General features: G+C 60.0%; 14 protein-coding genes. 4 read left to right on the forward strand and 10 right to left on the reverse strand.

What is annotated here, in order from left to right; all coding sequences use genetic code 11:
- Positions 1–32 precede the first annotated feature (32 nt).
- From AC1D2G_RS16715 to AC1D2G_RS16725, 3 genes are read left to right on the forward strand one after another with little or no spacing between them, the layout of a single operon-like run.
- Complete coding sequence (locus AC1D2G_RS16715; RefSeq protein WP_477415385.1) at positions 33–902, forward strand: TylF/MycF/NovP-related O-methyltransferase; 870 nt, start codon at positions 33–35, stop codon at positions 900–902.
- A 14-nt stretch (positions 903–916) separates the two neighbouring features.
- Positions 917–2,962 carry a glycosyltransferase gene (locus AC1D2G_RS16720; protein ID WP_477396668.1) on the forward strand — a complete coding sequence of 682 codons (2,046 nt, stop codon included), beginning with the start codon at positions 917–919 and terminating at the stop codon, positions 2,960–2,962.
- Positions 2,962–3,612: a class I SAM-dependent methyltransferase gene (locus AC1D2G_RS16725; RefSeq protein ID WP_206073843.1), complete on the forward strand. Its 651-nt coding sequence runs from the start codon at positions 2,962–2,964 to the stop codon at positions 3,610–3,612. Before AC1D2G_RS16720 ends, AC1D2G_RS16725 begins: the two co-directional genes overlap by 1 nt.
- 99 nt (positions 3,613–3,711) lie before the next feature.
- On the opposite strand, the gene AC1D2G_RS16730 is transcribed toward AC1D2G_RS16725, so the two are convergent.
- The 9 genes from AC1D2G_RS16730 to AC1D2G_RS16770 form a co-directional block, all read right to left on the reverse strand.
- Positions 3,712–5,046 (reverse strand): HlyD family type I secretion periplasmic adaptor subunit, encoded by a 1,335-nt coding sequence (locus AC1D2G_RS16730; RefSeq protein ID WP_477415387.1) that lies wholly within the window; start codon positions 5,044–5,046, stop codon positions 3,712–3,714.
- 29 nt (positions 5,047–5,075) lie between these two features.
- Positions 5,076–6,869 carry a type I secretion system permease/ATPase gene (locus AC1D2G_RS16735; protein ID WP_477415389.1) on the reverse strand — a complete coding sequence of 598 codons (1,794 nt, stop codon included), beginning with the start codon at positions 6,867–6,869 and terminating at the stop codon, positions 5,076–5,078.
- A gap of 17 nt (positions 6,870–6,886) precedes the next feature.
- On the reverse strand, positions 6,887–8,377 hold the full coding sequence (locus tag AC1D2G_RS16740) for a beta strand repeat-containing protein (RefSeq protein WP_477415391.1): 1,491 nt from the start codon (positions 8,375–8,377) through the stop codon (positions 6,887–6,889).
- A gap of 173 nt (positions 8,378–8,550) precedes the next feature.
- On the reverse strand, positions 8,551–10,632 hold the full coding sequence (locus tag AC1D2G_RS16745; RefSeq protein ID WP_477415393.1) for a CAP domain-containing protein: 2,082 nt from the start codon (positions 10,630–10,632) through the stop codon (positions 8,551–8,553).
- Positions 10,633–10,828: 196 nt separating this feature from the next.
- Positions 10,829–13,462 (reverse strand): hypothetical protein, encoded by a 2,634-nt coding sequence (locus AC1D2G_RS16750; RefSeq protein ID WP_477415395.1) that lies wholly within the window; start codon positions 13,460–13,462, stop codon positions 10,829–10,831.
- Between the two features lie 181 nt (positions 13,463–13,643).
- Entirely contained in the window at positions 13,644–16,091 is a 2,448-nt protein-coding gene (locus AC1D2G_RS16755; RefSeq protein ID WP_477415397.1) for a M10 family metallopeptidase C-terminal domain-containing protein, read from the reverse strand.
- Positions 16,092–16,176: 85 nt separating this feature from the next.
- Positions 16,177–16,395, reverse strand: coding sequence for a hypothetical protein (locus tag AC1D2G_RS16760; protein WP_477415399.1), 219 nt, complete (start codon positions 16,393–16,395; stop codon positions 16,177–16,179).
- Between the two features lie 368 nt (positions 16,396–16,763).
- A complete protein-coding gene (locus AC1D2G_RS16765; protein ID WP_477415401.1) occupies positions 16,764–16,901 on the reverse strand; it encodes a hypothetical protein in 138 nt (45 codons plus the stop codon).
- A 24-nt stretch (positions 16,902–16,925) separates the two neighbouring features.
- On the reverse strand, positions 16,926–17,495 hold the full coding sequence (locus AC1D2G_RS16770) for a hypothetical protein (protein WP_477304004.1): 570 nt from the start codon (positions 17,493–17,495) through the stop codon (positions 16,926–16,928).
- Between the two features lie 122 nt (positions 17,496–17,617).
- On the opposite strand from AC1D2G_RS16770, the gene AC1D2G_RS16775 reads away from it, so the two are divergent.
- Entirely contained in the window at positions 17,618–17,749 is a 132-nt protein-coding gene (locus AC1D2G_RS16775; protein WP_477415403.1) for a hypothetical protein, read from the forward strand.
- A 509-nt stretch (positions 17,750–18,258) separates the two neighbouring features.
- Here AC1D2G_RS16775 and AC1D2G_RS16780 read toward each other — a convergent pair.
- On the reverse strand, positions 18,259–18,549 hold the full coding sequence (locus tag AC1D2G_RS16780; protein WP_477415404.1) for a DUF982 domain-containing protein: 291 nt from the start codon (positions 18,547–18,549) through the stop codon (positions 18,259–18,261).
- Positions 18,550–19,156: the final 607 nt, after the last annotated feature.

Consider the following 19,156-nt stretch of genomic DNA (forward strand, 5'->3'; position numbering starts at 1 on the left):
TCAGGGGCTCCCATTGGACAATTATTCGCCGCTTGCTTGCATGGCGCGACAGGTTGAATCGCGCAAATCCTGTTGCACTTCGGCTGGATATCCGCAACAGCGTATTTCGCCATGGAACTGTTGAGCGCCTTGAAAGGTCGACGATGAACCGCCTCTATACTGATCTCCTGATCAAGATCATCGCCAACACGATCTACGGCTCTGGTTCGCAGGTGATCGATCCCTCGAAAATCGGAGAGTCGACCCCCTTCAATCGCGAGGATCGCCTCGTGGGTCGCGATTGGCCGACGGTTGCTCACTCCATGGCAGGCGTCAAGCGCCTGACGAATGTCCGCGACCTCGTCCAGCGCGTCATCGACGAGAACGTGCCCGGGGATTTGATCGAGACCGGCGTCTGGCGCGGTGGTTGCTGTATCCTGATGAAAGGCGTTCTGGCCGCCAACGGGATCACGGACAGGAAGGTGTATGTCGCGGACTCGTTCGACGGTTTGCCACCGCCGGACCCCGAGAATTTTCCGGCCGACCTGGGTGACAGGCTGCACGAATACCGGCAGCTGGCGATCGATCAGGCACAGGTCGAATCCAACTTTGCCGCCTATGACCTGCTGGACGACCAGGTGGTCTTCGTCAAAGGCCTGTTCGGGGACACCTTGCCTGGCCTGAAAGCCGGTCCATTCGCCCTGATTCGACTGGACGGCGATATGTACGAGTCGACGATGGACAGCCTTGAAGCGATTTATCCAAGGCTGTCCCCCGGCGGGTTCGCGATCATCGACGACATGGCGTTTGGGCCATGCCGGCAAGCGGTCGACGACTACCGCGCGCGCAACGGCATCAAAGCCGAGATCCACGAGATAGACTGGACGGGCGGTTGGTGGCAGAAGCCATTGGCTGACAACTGAGCCACGGAATCGCGATGAAAACGAACACCCTGTCCGTCGTTGTTGTCGCCTACAACATTCCCCGAGAGCTGCCGCGAACCTTGCTTTCGCTCGCAACGCCCTACCAGCAAGACGTGACGACGGATGATTACGAGGTCATCGTCGTCGACAACGGATCGTCACCGGCCGTTGGTGAGGGCCTGGTTGCGGACTATGGGCCGAACTTTCGCCTGCTGCGCATCGATGATGCACTGCCTTCGCCCGCGGCTGCCGTCAATCGCGGGATAAGGGAGGCGAGGGGGGACAACATCGGCGTGATGATCGACGGCGCACGGATCGTGACGCCAGGGTTGGTGCATTTCGCTCGCATCGGCCTGGGCATGGCGCCGACAGCAGTCGTGGCCGCACCCGGCTGGTATCTTGGCAGCGACACCCAGGTGAATGCCCGCAGCAATGGCTATACGAAGGCCATCGAGGATTCGCTTTTGCAATCGATCCGATGGCCGGAAGATGGGTACCGTCTGTTCGAGATCGGGACGATGGATGAGTCCTCGGTCGATCCGTGGTTCACGCCGATATCCGAAGCCAATGCCCTGTTCATGAGCCGGGAGAGCTGGCAAGTGATCGGTGGCATGGATGAGCGCTTCACCTATCCGGGAGGCGGCCTCGTCAACATCGACACGCTCGAACGCGCGATGGAGATGCCGCGGGCAAAGCTCATCCTCACCCTGGGAGAGGCTACATTTCACCAGTTGCACGGGGGTGTCGCCACCAACGCGAGCGTCGAGCAGCCCAAGCACTGGCTCCTCTGGAAGGCCGAAAGGGACGCGTTGAGGGGTCGCGCGGACTTTAGCTTTCACGCCCCCTCGGCTTTCGTGGGATCGCTGCCTCCAGCGCTTGCGCCGCACCTTGCCCGCGCCTTGATCGTGTCTCCGCACGGCGCCGGGCCAGCCACTGCCGCGGGCTTCAGGGCGCAGTTGAAGCCGTCGGAAGAACCCGCGCCGACCAACCAGGCCGCCGCAGCACTGGTCGAGTTGGCGAAGGTCGAGCTCGAGCGCGGGAATTACAAGGCGGCGGCAGACGTCGCTCGCATGGCAAGCAGCCATGCACCCGCCGAGCTTGCAACGTCGCGCGTGCTTTTGTCCGCCGGCCTTCTTTCGCGGTACAATGAGCATCGGGATGCCGCCTATTTCACGGCGATCGGCGATGCGCACCGTGTCATCGGCGAGAACGAAGCCGCCGACATTCAATACCGCAACGCATTGGCGCTTGCCGCCGATAGCGTGGGTGCCCATGCCGGCCTGGCCAGCACGCGGATGTCGGGGCCTTCCTATTACGACTGGCTGGAGCGTTTTTACGCAGAGCTGAAGCCCGCCGTGGTGGTGGAGATAGGCGTCTTCGACGGCGTGTCGCTTTCCAAGGTGAAGGCACCAGCCCTTGCAATAGGCATCGATCCCAATCCACGCGCCACGGTGGCGCTCGGCGCGCAAACGCACATTTTTCCGGAGACGAGTGACGCCTTCTTCGATCGCGGTGGAGCGGACGCCCTGCTTGCCGGCCGCCCGATCGGTGTCGGGTTCATCGACGGTCTGCACACTTTCGACCAGGTGCTGCGCGATTTTGCGAACCTTGAACGCTACTGCGACGCCGGCTCGGTTCTGCTCGTGCACGACACCGCCGCCTTGGACGAGGCGACGCAAAAGGTTCCGCCGACGACGCAATTCCACACCGGCGACGTCTGGAAACTGGTTCCGGCGCTCAAGACGCTGCGCCCCGACCTCGACGTGTTCACCATTGCAACGCCCTGGACCGGGCTCACCGTCATATCCGGCTTCGGCAAGGGCAGATATGATCGTTCATGGATCGCCGACGCCGGCCAACGCTTTGCAAACATGGAGTTTGCCGAGATCGAGGCAAACCTTGGCGAAGCGCTTTACCTTGTCGCAAACGAATGGGAGCCGGTGCTTGCACGGATCAGGGCCAACCTCGTCGGCAAAGCTGTGGCAATTCACAATCAAGGCAGCCCGCACAACCAAGGCGGCTGGCGGCGGCAAATTGCCAAGCTGATGAAGAGGCTATGATGGGCGGGTTCCTGCATCAGTACTTTTTGAACAACAGCGGCAAGGAGATTTACAAGTGGCTGCATTATTTCGACGTCTACGAGCGCCACTTCGAACGGTTCAGAAACCGGAGGCCGGTCGTCGTTGAAATCGGCGTCTACAAGGGCGGATCGCTCGACATGTGGCGTGCTTATTTCGGCGAGGGCGCGCGAATCGTCGGAGTAGACATCGATCCTGCATGCAAGGCGCACGAGTCCGAAGGGGTCGAGGTCTTCATTGGAAGTCAGGACGACCCTCGACTGCTCGATCGGATCGTCGAGAAATATGGCCCCATCGACATCGTCATCGATGATGGCAGCCACATGATGGATCATGTCATCGCGACCTTCGAGCATCTCTACCATCATGTTCAGCCGAACGGCGTCTACTTCGTCGAGGACACGCATACGAGCTATTGGGATGACTATGGCGGTGGGCTGCGCAAGCCGGGATCGTTCATGGAATTCGCCAAGGGAAAGCTCGACGAGATCAACGCGCATCACGCGCGGGGCGCCTTGCCGCCGAACGCGTTCACCCATGCAACGGACTCGATCTGCGTCTATGACAGCATTGTCGTCTTTGAAAAACGGCCGCAGGGCAGACGTCAGTCGCTCTTGACCGGGCAGGGGTAAATCCATGCACCAGCCAGTCTGAAGTCGTTGGCTCTCGGTGCTTCGCGCTCAAAGGGCTGTCCGAGCTGAAGGCACCCGCGCCCGCGATCTTGAGGGCAATTATTCCCTGAAGGCCCGGGAGAGCTGATCGGTGATGGGTTTCATCAGATAAGACCAGACAGTACGGTCGCCGGTCTGGATGTGCAATTCGGCAGGCATGCCCGGAATGAGCCGGGTTGCCGTTTTCAGGCAGACCGCCTCGTCGGTAATGTTGATGCGGGCCTCGTAGTAGGCCGTCCGGTTGGCTGTGTCCTTGACCAGATCGGGGGAGATCCGATCGACCGTTCCATGACACTCCGGCGTGGTGTTGCGGTCGAAGGCAGAGAAGCGGATGACGACCGCCTGGCCAAGGCTGACATCGTCGATGCGCAAGGGCGGAACCTGGGCATCGATCACCAGATCGTCCGTCTGCGGCACGATCAGCATCATGGTCTCGCCAGATGCGACAACGCCGCCAACCGTGTGGATCGCAAGTTCCTGCACAACGCCTGATTGCGGAGCCTTTATCGTCATATGGTCCAGCTGGTCCAGGGCCACCTGCTTGCGCTCGACCAGTTCGGCCTCCTTGCCTTCGGCCTCGCGCAGGTCGGCGTTGGCGCTTTTGCGGAAGTCGTTGTCGAGCTGGATACTGGCAAGCGCATTCTCGCTGATGCGCCCTTCCACTTCGGCGATCGCGGCCAGGAGCCTTCCAGCCTCGCCCTTTTGCTGGATCGTCTGCGTTTTCAAAGCAGTCAGGCGATCCAGCGATGCGAACCTCTTGGCGTAGAGATCCTGGATGATGACGAGGTCGTTGGTCGCCAGGTCGAGAGCTTCCAGGGCCGCGGCGCGCTGGGCCTTGAGGCCTTCGATCTGTTCGCGATATTGATCGTTACGGGTTCCAAGCTGCGCCTTCTGGCTTTCCAGAAGCGTCATGTTGCTTCGATGCAGCGCGTTTTCACCCGCGATGAGGATCGCCATTGCGGAATCGCTGGCCCGGGCGGACAGATCGTCCGGGATGATCATCTCGTCGCGGCCAATGGTCTCTGCCTCCAGGCGGGTCATTTGCAGCCGCGCACGGTCGAGCTGTTGGCCAATGATGCCGAGGTTTGCGCGTGCCACCGTTTCGTCGAAGCGAACCAGGACCTGGCCGGCCGTAACCTTGTCACCATTTCGCACGAGGATTTCGTGGACGGTTCCGCCAGTCTGCTCCTGCACCTTCTTCACACTCGATTCCACCACCACCGTTCCGCTGGCGATGACCGCGCCGGCAAGGGAAGTGGTCCCGGCCCAGATGCCGATGCCGCCAACAAGTGCGGCGACAACGACGAGGCCGGATCCAATGGTCGATCGAACGCCATCGCCGCGCATCGACGGGCGTTGCAATGCCGGCGGGGTTGCTGCGCGCGATAGCCTCATGTCACTCGTTTGCATTGGCGCCAGGCTCATCATGGCCGCCTGTCATGCAAGGTGACGACAGTTGGTGCGCGCTCGCCGCCCGGGGCCTGTTCCGGCCGAACATTGGCTGGGCGCGTCATCTTCGCCAGCACTTCGTCCCGCGGTCCGATCGCCTGCACCGTTCCGCCGGCCATGACCAGCACGGTATCGATATTCGCCAGTGCCGCGGGCCGATGTGCGATGACGACGACGATGCCACCTCGATCGCGCACGCCCTTTATGGCGGCGCCCAGGGCGATGTCGCCTTCGCCGTCCAGATTGGAATTCGGCTCGTCGAGAACGACGAGGAACGGATCGCCATACAATGCCCGCGCCAGACCGACCATCTGGCGCTGGCCTCCGGAAAGGGCTGAGCCGCCTTCGCCGATACGCGTCTGGAAACCGTCGCTCAGCCGGAGGATCATCTGTTTGACCCCGGCAGCTTCGGCCGCCGCCACGACGCCGTCCGCGCTCGCGTTGGCGTTGAAGCGGTTGATGTTCTCGGCAACGGTACCCTCAAACAACTCGATGTCCTGCGGCAGGTAGCCGACGTCGCGTCCAAGCGCTTCTTCATCGAACTGATCGAGTGCGGCCGCATCAAGACGCACAGTGCCGCGAAGAGGGGTCCACGCACCGACAAGGGCGCGCGCCAGCGTGGACTTGCCTGACGCGCTGGCTCCGATGATGCCCAGCCCGGCTCCTGCCTGCAAGGAGAACGCCACATTCTGGATGATTGGTTTTTGCTGGCCCGGCGCACCGACCGAGACCGCCTCGACCGACAGCGTCTCCCGAGGCCGTGGAAGCGTAAGAGGCGCTTCTTGTGCATCGGCGTTGCGCAGCATCTGTTTGAGCCGGCCATAGCTCTGTCTGGTGGAAACCCAGGGGCGCCAATTGGCAATGACGAGATCGACGGGCGACAGTGCCCTGGCGAGCATGATCGACGTCGCGATCATGATGCCGGGCGATGCCTCGCCTTCGATCACCAGGTAAGCACCAAGTCCGAGCATCAGCGATTGCAGGATCATTCGCCACGTCCGCGAGACGGTGCCGGTCGCGCCGACGACGTCGGAAATGCGCAACTGATTGGCAAGATACGCTTCGCTCCGATCCTGCCAGAGACCGCTGATGCGACGTCCCATGCCAAGCGCGCGCACCACCTCGGCATTGCGACGCCCGGCATCGGAAAGCTGCTTGCGGGAAATGGACGATTCCATCGCCCGTTTGGCGGGTCCCCGGCTAAGCCCTTCGGCAACCAGTGTCAGCAAGACGCTCACGATCGCGCCGGCCGTCGCGAGCGCTCCAAGCAGCGGGTGGAGGAAAAAGATGCCGACCAGATAGAAGGGCAGCCAGGGCAGATCGAAGAAGGCTGTCGGGCCCGATCCCGAAATGAAGCTGCGTATCTGGTCGAGATCGCCGATCGGCTGAAGGCGTGTGCCTTCTTGACCGGACCTGAGAGGGAGCGAGACCGAGAGAGCGAAGACAGCCGGTTGCAGGCTGGTGTCGAAACGCCTGCCGATCCGCGCCAGCAGCCTGAGCCGCAGGAGATCAAGCAGACCATAGGCGATGTAAAGTCCCGCCATGGCGATCGAGAGCACAGTCAGGGTCGGAATGCTGTGCGAAGGCAGGACACGGTCATAGACCTGAAGCATGTAGAGCGAGCCGGTCAGACCAAGCAGATTGATCATTCCCGAGAAAACGGCAACGCAAACCAGTGCCGCGGCGCACGACCTGAGCGCACGGCTGGGCGCGGACAATCCCGCTGGGGCAGGCCGGGTGCCGCCGCGGTTCTGTATCTGAATTGCCACATGCCCCCGCTTAACGTTCAGGCTACGACGAAATCGGCGTTGGTCAGCGCCAGGTTTGCGGCAAGCGTGGCGAAATGGGTGGAACCACCCGCCGCACTGCCGTTGCTGTCATAGATGAGCCAGCCGGTATCCGTCTCATAGATGATATGATCGTTGCCGTCACCCGCAAGGCCGGTGGTGTTCTTAACGAACTGTTCCGCCGTCAGCGTACCGTTGCCGCCAAGCGCTGCAAAGATCGCATTGTCGACCTGGATTGTGTCGTCGACCACTGAGAAGTCGGTGATGCGGTCGACATTGGCAGAGGCGTTCAGCGCCGTGGTGAAGACGAAGGTGTCATGCCCGGTGCTGCCGGACAGCGTGTCGTTGCCGAGCAGGCCGTTGATGATGTTGTTGCCGGAATTGCCGGTGATGATGTTGGCAGTCGAGTTGCCTGTGCCATTGATGGAAGCCGCGCTACGCAGTGCCAGGTTCTCCAGCTCCTGGCCGGAAAGATTGAACGAGACATAGGCCTGCACATTGTCGGTGCCGCCGCCGTTGGCCTCGATGACATGGTCTCCGGCATTGTCGACATAGTAGGTGTCGTTGCCTTGAGCGCCACTCATCGTGTCGGCGCCGGCAAGGCCGTTGATGACGTTGTTGCCGCTGTTGCCGGTGATGATGTTGGCAGCGGAATTTCCGGTGCCGTTGATCGAGGCCGCGCCGCGCAGCGCCAGGTTCTCCAGTGCCTGTCCCGATAGGTTGAAGCTGACATAGGCCTGGACATTGTCGGTGCCCCCGCCATTGGCCTCGACGACATGGTCGCCGGCATTGTCGACATAATAGGTGTCGTTGCCTTGCGCGCCGCTCATGGTATCGGCACCGGCAAGGCCGTTAATGATGTTGCTGCCTGAATTGCCGGTGATGATGTTGGCAATGGAATTGCCGATGCCGTTGATGGAGGCCGCGCCGCGCAGCGTCAGGTTCTCCAGCTCCTGACCGGAGAGATTGAAGGAAATCGTGCTGTTGACTGTATCGGTGCCCTGGCCATTGGCCTCGAGGACAACGTCGCCGGCATTGTCGACCCAGTAGGTGTCGTTGCCGGTGCCACCGCTCATCGTGTCGGCGCCGGCGCCGCCATTGATGGTGTCGGCGCCGCCGAACCCATAGAGCACGTCATGCAGCGGCGTTCCGTTCAGCGTGTCATTGCCACTCAGCGCGAGATTGAGCAGACCCATCGTGTCATTGCTGAAGACGAAGCTCGCAACGTCGGTGGCTGCTACGTTCAGGCCCGTGATCTGCAGCACCGTGCTGCCAGCCACCACATATTGGACGGATGTCACGGTCCCACCCGTAGGGACGCCGGCGTTATAAGTGAATCCAGAGCCCTGAAAGAGTGTGTAATTCGACGCGTCGTCAAAAAACCTTGCATAGAGAGGCTGCGGGTCTTCGAAGTCGTAGTCGACCAGTGCTCCCACCTGCAGCGTATCGAAATTCAGTCCAAAAACCGTACCACCGCTGACAACAGCCATGACGTTCTCCCACCCAAGATTAACAACCCCAACCTATATTTACGAGGTTTCCTGAAACAGCACAACTGACCGTTCTTACTTGTAGTTAGCCAGCGAGGGTTCGGGATGGAATTGTTGCGATGGACTTTGGCGGTGGCGGCAAGGTCCGCTTCGGGCCGACCGGCATGACCTCCTTACACCACGACGAAATCGGCGTTAGTGAGTGCCAGGTTGGCGGCGAGGGTGGCGAAATGGGTGGAGCCGCCAGCGGCACTGCCGTTGCTGTCATAGGTGAGCCAGCCGGTGTCGGTCTCGTAGATGATGTGATCGTTGCCGCCGGCGGCGAGGCCAGTTGTGTTCTTGACGAACTGGTCCGCCGTCAGAGTGCCGTTGCCGCCAAGTGCGGCAAAGATCGCGTTGTCGACCTGGATCGTGTCGTCGGCGACCGAGAAGTCGGTGATGTGGTCGACATTGGTCGACGCGTTGAGCGCCGTGGTGAAGAGGAAACTGTCGTTGCCGGTGCCGCCGCTCAGCGTATCGTTGCCGAGGAGGCCGTTGATGACATTGGCGCCCGAATTGCCGGTGATGATGTTGGCGGTCGAGTTGATGTTCGCCGAGCTACGCAGCGCAAGGTTCTCCAACTCCTGTCCCGACAGATTGAAGGAGACATAGGCCTGGACATTGTCGGTGCCCTGGCCGTTGGCTTCGACGACATGGTCGCCGGCATTGTCGACATAGTAGGTGTCGTTGCCTTGCGCGCCGCTCATCGTGTCGGCACCGCCAAGTCCGTCGATGACGTTGTTGCCACTGTTACCAGTGATGGTGTTGGCGATCGAATTGCCGGTGCCATTGATGGAAGCCGAGCTGCGCAGCGCCAGGTTCTCCAACTCCTGTCCGGAAAGACTGAAGCTGACATAGGCCTGCACATTGTCGGTGCCCTGGCCGTTGAGCTCGACGACATGATCGCCGGCATTGTCGACATAGTAGGTGTCGTTGCCGATGCCGCCTTGCATGGTGTCGGCGCCTTCCTTGCCGTCCAACGTATCATTGCCGCCAAGACCGCTCAGCGTGTTGACGGCTGAATTACCATTCAGCGCATTGGCCAGGCTGTTGCCGGTGGCGTTGATCGAAGCTGCGCTGCGCAGTGCGACGTTCTCGATATTGCCCGTGAAGTGGTTGCCATCACTGAGGTTGATCGAGATATAGCCATTGACGATATCCGAGCCGTTGGCGCCGGCGGTGTTTTCACTGACGATATCGCCGGCATTGTCGACATAGTAGGTGTCGTTGCCGGCCCCGCCATACATGCTGTCGGCACCCGCTTTGCCATCCAGCGTGTCATTGCCGGCCTTGCCGTCCAAATGGTCGCCGCCCGAGGAACCAAATATGGCTTGGGTGCCGTCGGTGCCGATCAGCGTCAAGGCATTCGTGCCAAGCCCGACGATAGATGAAATGCCGTTCAGCGCTGTCACCGATACCGACGTGCGGATGGTCGACTGGCCCATCAAATCGATCTTGGCGTTGAAGCCGGCAGCGATCGTCGCGGTGAGAACCACCGGCGTCACCTGGTCGCCGCCGGCAAACGTGATGGTCTTGAGACCGGCCGTCACCTCTTCGGAATAGCCGCCGGCGCTGCCGCTGGCCGTGTTCGGTCCGCCGCTGACGGAAACCGTTATGTTGCCGCGCCCTTCGCCGATCGAATAGAACTGGTCGGCGGTCACGGTATCGTTGAAGGCGACACCGGTGAGAAACTGGTGATTGCCGCCTGGCCGGCCGAAATCTTCGGTCAGCATCGTCGCGTTGAGGCCCTGATAGATGCCTTGGGCCTGGCCGACACCGACCTCCTGATAGTCCGGATCCATCAAATTGACACGGTGGCCACGGCCAGGGTAGTTCGAATCGACAAACAGAAGTTGATGGAGTTGCAGAGACATCGCCGGTGTGAGCGTGCCGGAAGTAGCGCTGTAGGCGATGTTTTCGCCTGCCGTATTCCAGTCATAGCCAGCTGCCGTGATCCGCTCGAATGGATCGTGGCCGCTCAGATCAGTATGCGAAAAGTAGTCGTGGTCGATCATGTCCTGGCTATGAGCCCGCGCCACGCTGAGCAACGTGTCGTTCATCGCCAGCGGCTGCTTCATTGCGGTGGAGATGGTCTCGTTGGCCGGAACCCCCTCATTGAGGCTTATGCCATATCGAGCGGCTTCAGCGGCCGGATCGAGCCGCGCGCGATTGATCAGTTCCAGGATTGCCTGCTCGACAGCACTCTGATTGGCCATGACTTTCCCCACCCAGTATTGTGCGAGTATTATTTTAGGCAACATGCCGCCAAAACGCCAGCCGGCTGGAAGAAACCAGCTCAAAAGCCGTGCCATTCAACGCTTTGAACGGGCTGCACAGGAGATATGCCCACGCAATCGCAGACGCCGTAATCGGGCGCCTGCGATCGCGTGGGGAGTTCTATCTTCGAGCGGATCAGACCACGGCAAAATCGGCGTTGGTGAGCGCCAGATTGGCTGTCAGCGTGGCGAAATGGGTCGAGCCGCCAGCGGCGCTGCCGTCGCTGTCATAGTAAAGCCAGCCGGTGTCGCTCTCGTAGATGATGTGATCGTTGACGTCGCCGGCAAGGCCGGTGGTGTTCTTGATGAACTGGTCGGCTGTCAGCGTGCCGTTGCCGCCGAGCGCTGCGAAGATCGCATTGTCGAGCTGGATGGTGTCGTCGACCACCGAGAAATCGGTGATGCGGTCGACATTGGTCGAGGCGTTGAGCGCCGTGGTAAAGATGAAGGTATCCTGGCCAGTGCTGCCGGACAGCGTGTCGTTGCCGAGGAGGCCGTTGATCGCGTTCGCGCCACTGTTCCCGGTGATGACATTGGCAATGGAGTTGCCGGTGCCGTTGATGTTACCGGTGCTTGTCAGCGCCAGATTCTCCAGTTCCTGCCCGGAGAGGTTGAAGCTGACGTAGGCCTGCACATTGTCGATGCCCTGGCCGTTGAGCTCGATGACGTGGTCGCCGGCATTGTCGACAAAATAGGTGTCGTTGCCTTGTGCGCCGCTCATCGTGTCGCCGCCTGCAAGGCCGTCGATGATGTTGTCACCGGTGTTGCCGGTGATGATGTTGGCAGCGGAATTGCCGGTGCCGTTGATGGAGGCCGAGCTGCGCAGCGCCAGGTTCTCCAGCTCCTGCCCGGAGAGGCTGAAGGAGACGTAGGCCTGCACATTGTCGATGCCCTGGCCGTTGAGCTCGACAACGTGGTCGCCGGCATTGTCGACATAGTAGGTATCGTTGCCTTGCGCGCCGCTCATCGTGTCGGCGCCGGCAAGGCCGTCGATGATGTTGTTGCCGGTGTTGCCGGTGATGATGTTGGCAGCGGAATTGCCGGTGCCGTTGATCGAAGCCGAGCTGCGCAACGCCAGGTTCTCCAACTCCTGTCCCGACAGGTTGAAGGAGACATAGGCCTGGACATTGTCGGTGCCGCCGCCATTCGCCTCGATGACATGGTCGCCGGCATTGTCAACATAATAGGTGTCGTTGCCGGTGCTGCCGCTCATCGTGTCGGCACCGCCGAGCCCATTGATGACGTTGTTGCCGGAATTGCCGGTGATGATGTTGGCAATGGAATTGCCGGTGCCGTTGATCGAGGCCCCACTGCGCAGCGCCAGGTTCTCCARCTCCTGGCCGGARAGGYTGAASGAGACRTAGGCCTGSACRTTGTCGRTGCCCTGGCCGTTGAGCTCGATGACRTGGTCGCCGGCRTTGTCGACATAGTAGGTRTCGTTGCCGGTGCTGCCGCTCATCGTGTCGGCKCCGGCGAGCCCATCGATGACGTTGTTGCCGGAATTGCCKGTGATGATGTTGGCAGCGGAATTGCCRGTGCCATTGATCGAAGCCGCGCTGCGCAGCGCCAGGTTCTCCAGCGCCTGKCCSGASAGRTTGAAGCTGACATACGCCTGGACATTGTCGGTGCCCTGGCCATTGGCCTCGAGGACAAGGTCGCCGGCATTGTCGACATAGTAGGTGTCGTTGCCGATGCCGCCTTGCATGATGTCGGCGCCACCGCGGCCGTCGATGACATTGGCAACATTATTCCCGATGACGGTATCGGCATGTGCGCTGCCGATGACGTTCTCGATCGTTGTCGAGAATGCAAGGCCCAGATTTCGCTCCCATTCATAGGCCGGGGTGGTCGGATCAGTCAGGGTGTTTCGAATAAAGTCCCCAAAACCACCAAATTGCGCGGTGAGGTCAGCGATCTGATTCTCGACATTGTAGTAGTCGAGATCCGAATAGGCGCCGGGGCGCAAATCGACGGTAGAACCTCGGGAAAGCGCGGACAGGTCTAGAGTGTCCGTGCCGCCGGCATCGTAGATCGCCTGCCTGCCATTCAAGCCATTGTCGGTAAAGGCATAGACCGTATTGCCGGTGGCAGTGGTCGGATCTGCGCCGTAATGGGACTGAATCGCCATGATATCGAGCACCATTGGCGTAAAGGACGACGTTCCCTCGACGCTGTAAGCGATGCCCCCGCCGCCGCCGTCTGACCACGTGAAGAAATAGTCTTCCGAGGTGTAGCTCATCACCGTGTAGGTTCTGCTGTCGTATCCCGCCGGCACAGTCGGCGCCTCGAAGGGGTGTTTCAATCCCAGGGCATGCCCGGATTCGTGGATGAGAATCTGGAAATCAGAGGTATCCTGGGCGAAACTGGATGACTTAAAGGTCTCGTCGACCCAGATGTCGCCGTTGACGGCAATTGCCGTGTTGCCGGGCAGGGGCGGGCCATAGGCATAGGCGGCTATGCCTGAGCCCTCGCGCGCTGTGACGTCGGTGAATGCGACGCGGATTTTCCCGGGGATTGCGTCCGATACCTCAGTTATCGAAGGCGCGATCAACGCGTCCCAAAGGGACAAGGCGATCCGAAAGCTCGCCGCCTGGGTGCTGTTGAAAGGTCCGGATTGAGCGTCGAAAGGCTCTTCCGATCCATAATCTTTCTCCCAGAGTGAACCGGCGCCCGGAATTGAGTAAGTGATCGTCGAGCCGGACCACTTCGCACCGTCCACGTCAACAAGCCCATTCCGAGCCTGTGTCACGGTCACATTTGTCAAAGTCATCGCGCACCCCCCGCGGTTGTTGGACGATAATATTCGGCGACACTATGGATCATAGATAACGGTGTCCGCTACGCTCGGAGAAATTCCAGGAAAAGTGTGAAACAGTTTCCTGTCCGGAATTGTGTCAAACAAAGAGAAAGAGCGGTTTTGCGTTCAGTGAAACGATGAACCGCTCCTACCTTCACACCACGACGAAATCGGCGTTTGTCAGCGCGAGGTTAGCGGCCAGCGTGGCGAAATGGGTTGAGCCGCCAACCGCACTGCCGTCGCTGTCATAGTAGAGCCAGCCGGTGTCCGTCTCGTAGATGATGTGCTGGTTCGCAGTGGTGGCGGCGCCCGACGCGTTGGCGGCAAACTGGTCAGCCGTCAGCGTACCGTTGCCGCCAAGCGCTGCGAAGATGGCGTTGTCGACCTGGATGGTGTCCTCGGCGACCGAGAAGTCAGTGATGTGGTCCACATTGGTAACGTCATTGAGCGCCGTGGTGAAGACGAAACTGTCGTTGCCACTGCTGCCGCTCAGCGTGTCGTTGCCGAGGAGGCCGTTGATGACATTGGCTCCCGAATTGCCGGTAATGATGTTGTCGGTGGAGTTGCCGGTACCGTTGATGTTGCCGGTGCTTCTCAGCGCCAGATTCTCCAGTTCCTGCCCGGAAAGGTTGAACGAGACATAGGCCTGGACATTGTCGATGCCCTGGCCGTTGAGCTCGACGACATGGTCTCCGGCATTGTCGACATAATAGGTGTCGTTGCCTTGAGCACCGCTCATAGTGTCGGCACCGGCAAGGCCGTCGATGATGTTGTTGCCGCTGTTGCCGGTGATGATGTTTGCGATCGAATTGCCGGTGCCGTTGATATTGCCTGCGCCGGTCAGCGTCAGCTTCTCCAGTTCCTGTCCCGACAGGTTGAAAGAGACGGAACTGAAGACGCCGTCGGTGCCCTGGCCGTTCAGCTCGACGACATGATCGCCGGCATTGTCGACGTAGTAGGTGTCGTTGCCGGTGCTGCCACTCATCGTGTCGGCGCCGCCGAGCCCATYGATGATGTTGTTGCCSGAATTGCCGGTGATGATGTTGGCAGCGGAATTGCCRGTGCCRTTGATCGARGCCGCGCYRCGCAGCGCCAGGTTCTCCAGCKCCTGGCCGGARAGRTTGAASSWGACATAGGCCTGSACATTGTCGGTGCCCTGGCCATTGGCCTCGATGACATGGTCGCCGGCATTGTCGACATAGTAGGTGTCGTTGCCGACGCCGCCACGCATCGTGTCGGCGCCGCCCTTGCCGTCCAGCAAATTGTTGCCGGAATTGCCGATCAGCGTGTCGATGCCTGAACCGCCAACGGCGTTCTCGATTGTCGCGCCGAAGGCAATTGAAACATTGCGGTGGCCGCCGCCGATGTCGGAGAAACTGCCTGCGGTCAGATTGATGATTTGGGCTTGGCCGAACCCGGACGCATTCAGCGTATCGACACCACCAGCGTCCCAAATGCAGATTGCCGGCGAGGGGTTCAGGGCGAAGTTGTAGACGTTGCCCGCATTGGAACCAAAACCGTAGACGGTATTGCCCGTACGCGTCGTCATATTGGCGCCGTAGAGCTGCTGAACAGCCAGAATGTCATACAACATCAGCGTGTCGGGATAGTCATTGTAGTCGGATGCGCCGGTGTTGGTCTCGTCGAAATAGCTCATCACGCTGTATTGGTTGCTGTCCTGGATGAACTGGGCATCGTTGCCGTAGGTCGGATTGGTATCGGCATTGTATTCGCCCGGATGTGAAAGGCCGAGCGCGTGGCCTGTTTCGTGCAGAATGGTCTGGTAGTCGTAAGAGCCGATGGGCAGATTTCCCGTGTTAACGGCGTCAGTGTTCAAATGCACGTCCCCGGAAATGTCGCCTGGCGCCGTCGTTCCCGGGTAAATTGCGTAGGCTCCTGCAGGGTCCGCCGTCGATGTGTAGTTTCCAAACAGCATCGTCGCGTTGTCGCTGGTGCCAGCGGGGTTGACTTGCGTGAAAGTCAGGCCGCAGACCGACGAATACATGGCAAGCACGGACTTGACGGCAGCGATTTCCGCGGAACTCAACGGGCTGAACGGGGCAGCAAACCCTTGCGAGTCCGTACAATTGACGTCCGTCATTCGCACAGCCCATGTCACGTTCACCGGCTGCCCGGGCGCTGTGCTCCAGCTGCTTCCGGGCCTCAGGATCGCGCCGGCCCCCATCAATTCGTCGTAGCTGGCCCGGGTTCCGCTGACTACGGAAACACCATATTGCCCCACGTAGTCATCGTTATATGCGCCGGCATTGATGAAGTAATCGCCGGTGGTCGAGGCCGTGTAGGTGATCGTCGAATAGCGGTACTGGCCCGGGATGACGTCATCGTTGGACGCAACCAATGTTCCGGATGCGTTCATGAGGGCCATGAACGTATCCTCGACATTGTCGCCGACGGTCGGACTGACACGCGCACCTTCACCGACTTCCGCGAATGTGTAGGTCTGGCCCGCCACCAGATGCACCCGGTACCAATCATGGTCGCCGGCCGAAGACAAATGGCCAGTCGCTGTCTGGCCGACTGCCAGGGTGTAGCTGGTGGCGATGGATGACGCCGCATCCGTTGTTTCGGTGACGTTCGGCATTGCTTCCCCCTCTGCGTTTCCTGCGGCAGCGCCGCTTATTATCGATAATGGAGCTTGAGGCTCATAACCCGCATGTCCTGCTGGCCTATTTGCCGTCGTTCACTTTGTCCTTGCCGCATAGCCGTTCTGCCACTTCGAGTGCCCTTCGAAGGACTTCCCGATTTTCCGCTGCCGAAATGATCGGGCTTCCAAGGCGTGCTTCGTGCAGACGCGCCAGCGCCTGCTCGCAGGTTTTGGCATTCATCGGGCGCTGCGGATTTCGAGGGTAGGATTGTACCGGCTGAGGTCCGATAATGGATGCCACCACGATAGCTCCTACGCATAGGAGGTTCCGAGGCATAAGCCTTTTCCTTGACCGGTCTGTCTTTGACCAGGCGGCCGTCCAATTTTCGGCTTGGTGACAGCCACACATGCCTGTCGCCATCATGATCGGCCACAACCACTTTCCAAAAGATACAATTGCATTCCGCGGCTTCGCGCCGACAGGTCAGTTGCGGAACATTTGTTTCCGAAATCCTATGCCCACGCCCCTAGATTGATACTCTATGTCAGGGTCACGACTGTATTCAACGCTGTTCTTGAGGAGCAGCTAAAATTCCTGCTTGAATTCCGTATGTACCGCGTTGCTTTGTTGGCATGGGTGCATCTCTCCTGGCATCGGGCTGGACTGCTTTAGGCGCAGCCAGGCGACAAGGTACGGATCGCAGGCGCGGAAATATCGGTGTTGCCGCCGGCCAGTGCGAGTTCCGCCGCCCTGGTTTGCATGGTGGTGCTGAGTTCCTTCTGTTTCAGGCGCAGGTCCTCGTCCATGACATTCCTCCGTTAGCTGGAGGTCTAGCGTATCGACGAAGGGGAAGTTGCCCCCACGCGTCTAATAGGCTGTCTTTCGCCGTTTAGGTCCTTAGTTTTCACAAGGACCTTCCTTGGCTTCCCGAAAAGCGCGTGTAGCTTGTCCGCGACCTCCATAATCGCAGGGAAGGCGGCATAGAAAATCGACATAGTGTCGCCTGCAAGGCCGTTACGAGAAGCGTAGTCCTCCAAGGCTTCTCGCGAAACGGTCAAGGTGAACGTGCCGGCATCTTGGTCCCAGACCAGAACCTCTACACCGCCGGCATTTATGTAGGGTTCATTCTTACGCCGATGATCCAGCAGGGTAGCCCCATGTTGCGCCCACAGCTGCTCGCAGTCGTTTGCCCTCAGGCTTGGCGTACCCGGTTTGCCATAGAATACCATCGCTGCCCGCACGTCATATCCAAGCACCTCTGCATTGGCAACGAACTGGATGGCGTCCCCGAGGCGAGTGGTGCCGAGCTTGACCTCCGTCTTGCTCGCGAGGTCGATCACACCAATGATTTCGGCTTCGTTATTCCTGGCAGCCAATACCGCACATACAGTCGCGAGCATGTGAGCCTCCGCTAATAATCTTAACCTCCAGGAGCCGGCTTGTTCCCCGCCGCGACTAGCCGACCTGCAAACCAACACGGACAGCCAGCCCAACCGGCCACTGATGCCGTCGAGGAGCGAGAATGCCCGCACTTGTTAAAAAAATACCAAAAAGCCTGAAAGGCCCTGGTCCAGGTCGGCCCAAAGGGATGCCGAACAAGACCACGGCGCTGCTCAAGGACGCTATTCTGAAAGCAGCGGCGGAATACGCCTGACTTGCGGGGCTTCACAGCCGGGGCGATGAGGGGCAAAACGCCGCCCCGACTGCCGAGAGAGTTGCGTCTTTCAATAGCCCCTGTGGGCGCTACTTCTTTCGCGCAGCCAGGTCGGCATATATTTACTCTCGATCACCCTGATGCTTTTTCACCAGGGCAAGAGCCTGCTCACGATCGAGAAGCCCGAGCTTCATGATGAACGTCAATTCATGCTTGGGCACAGCCGTGTAAGGCAGCTGAGCCCGTACACCGAGCTCTCGCCTGCCACCGAAGGTTTGTTCCTCTGACATGAGCTATGGACTCGCACCCTGTGAGGTCAACGCTGACCTCCATCTCAAGACCCCATGGTTGGCATTTGCCGGGAGACGATAAGCTTCATCGCGCGGCAGTCCGATCAAGGTTCGACCCGCGAAATCGGCCGGCAGACCGAAAATCCCATCGAACACCGCCCACGTCCCCGACGGTTCCTGTACAACCGAGAACCTCATCCAGCGCTCCCCACAATCGGCTCAGTGCTGGACCGTCGGATCATAGTCGCTAGTTTCATACGGGACAGTATTATCTCCTTCGAATAGGATGTCTTTCCTGCGAGCGAAGGCGATAAGCACCCCACGAGCTGTCTCGGCGTCGACGTCACCGGTCAGCGCTGCCTTACAGGCGCGTATCGCGGCCCTTTGCTCAGGACTGTTTCCGCACCATTCCGTGACGAACTGATATGCATCGGCCACGGTGTTGAGTTGACGAGGGAAGCCAAGACCGACCCATACGCGGACGGGCTTTTCAAAAGGCTTCGCAAGCATAGTGACCTCCTTAGCTCTTGGCCGGCAACCCGGCTCCAGTTTGATGAATGGCCGCAATGCGGCGTGAAAAGAATTTGTGAAGCGCTGGCATTTTTTCAAGGGGCTACGCGCCACGATTCGAAGCGGTTACCAGCGGGCGTTTCCAACCGCTAATTCCTCATGGGGAGTCGAGTTCCTTGGCCGCCAGATACATGACGGCTGCGGCTGCTTGTCTTCGCTCCCAACCGGCCGCTTCGACCTCCAGAGGCGCGCCGGGCATCATCCAAAAGGTTGTATTCCGACAACTCTAGCGAGAGCGCTATGCTCACTTCTCGGCGCCGCTTCCCTCAAAGCGCCGCCGGTAAAGGCTCGGCGCCCTCTGGTTTGTTCAGTGTCAAAAGAGGGGCGCCGGGTCGCTCCGACTGACGTCCTAGGCCACGCTTCTTTCGGTCAAGGCCCGCCGCCCACTTGCGAGCGACGGGCCCCACCCACCCGACCTACAGCAGGTGATGGAGGGCATCATCTGCCGCATCGAATAAACAATTAGAAGTATCTAATGTTCCAATGTGGCATATGATACATGCCGCAGTGCTGGGCCGGCCAGTCCGGTCCCCGCTGCCCTGATGTG

Source organism: Mesorhizobium sp. P2_C7 (genome assembly GCF_056404515.1).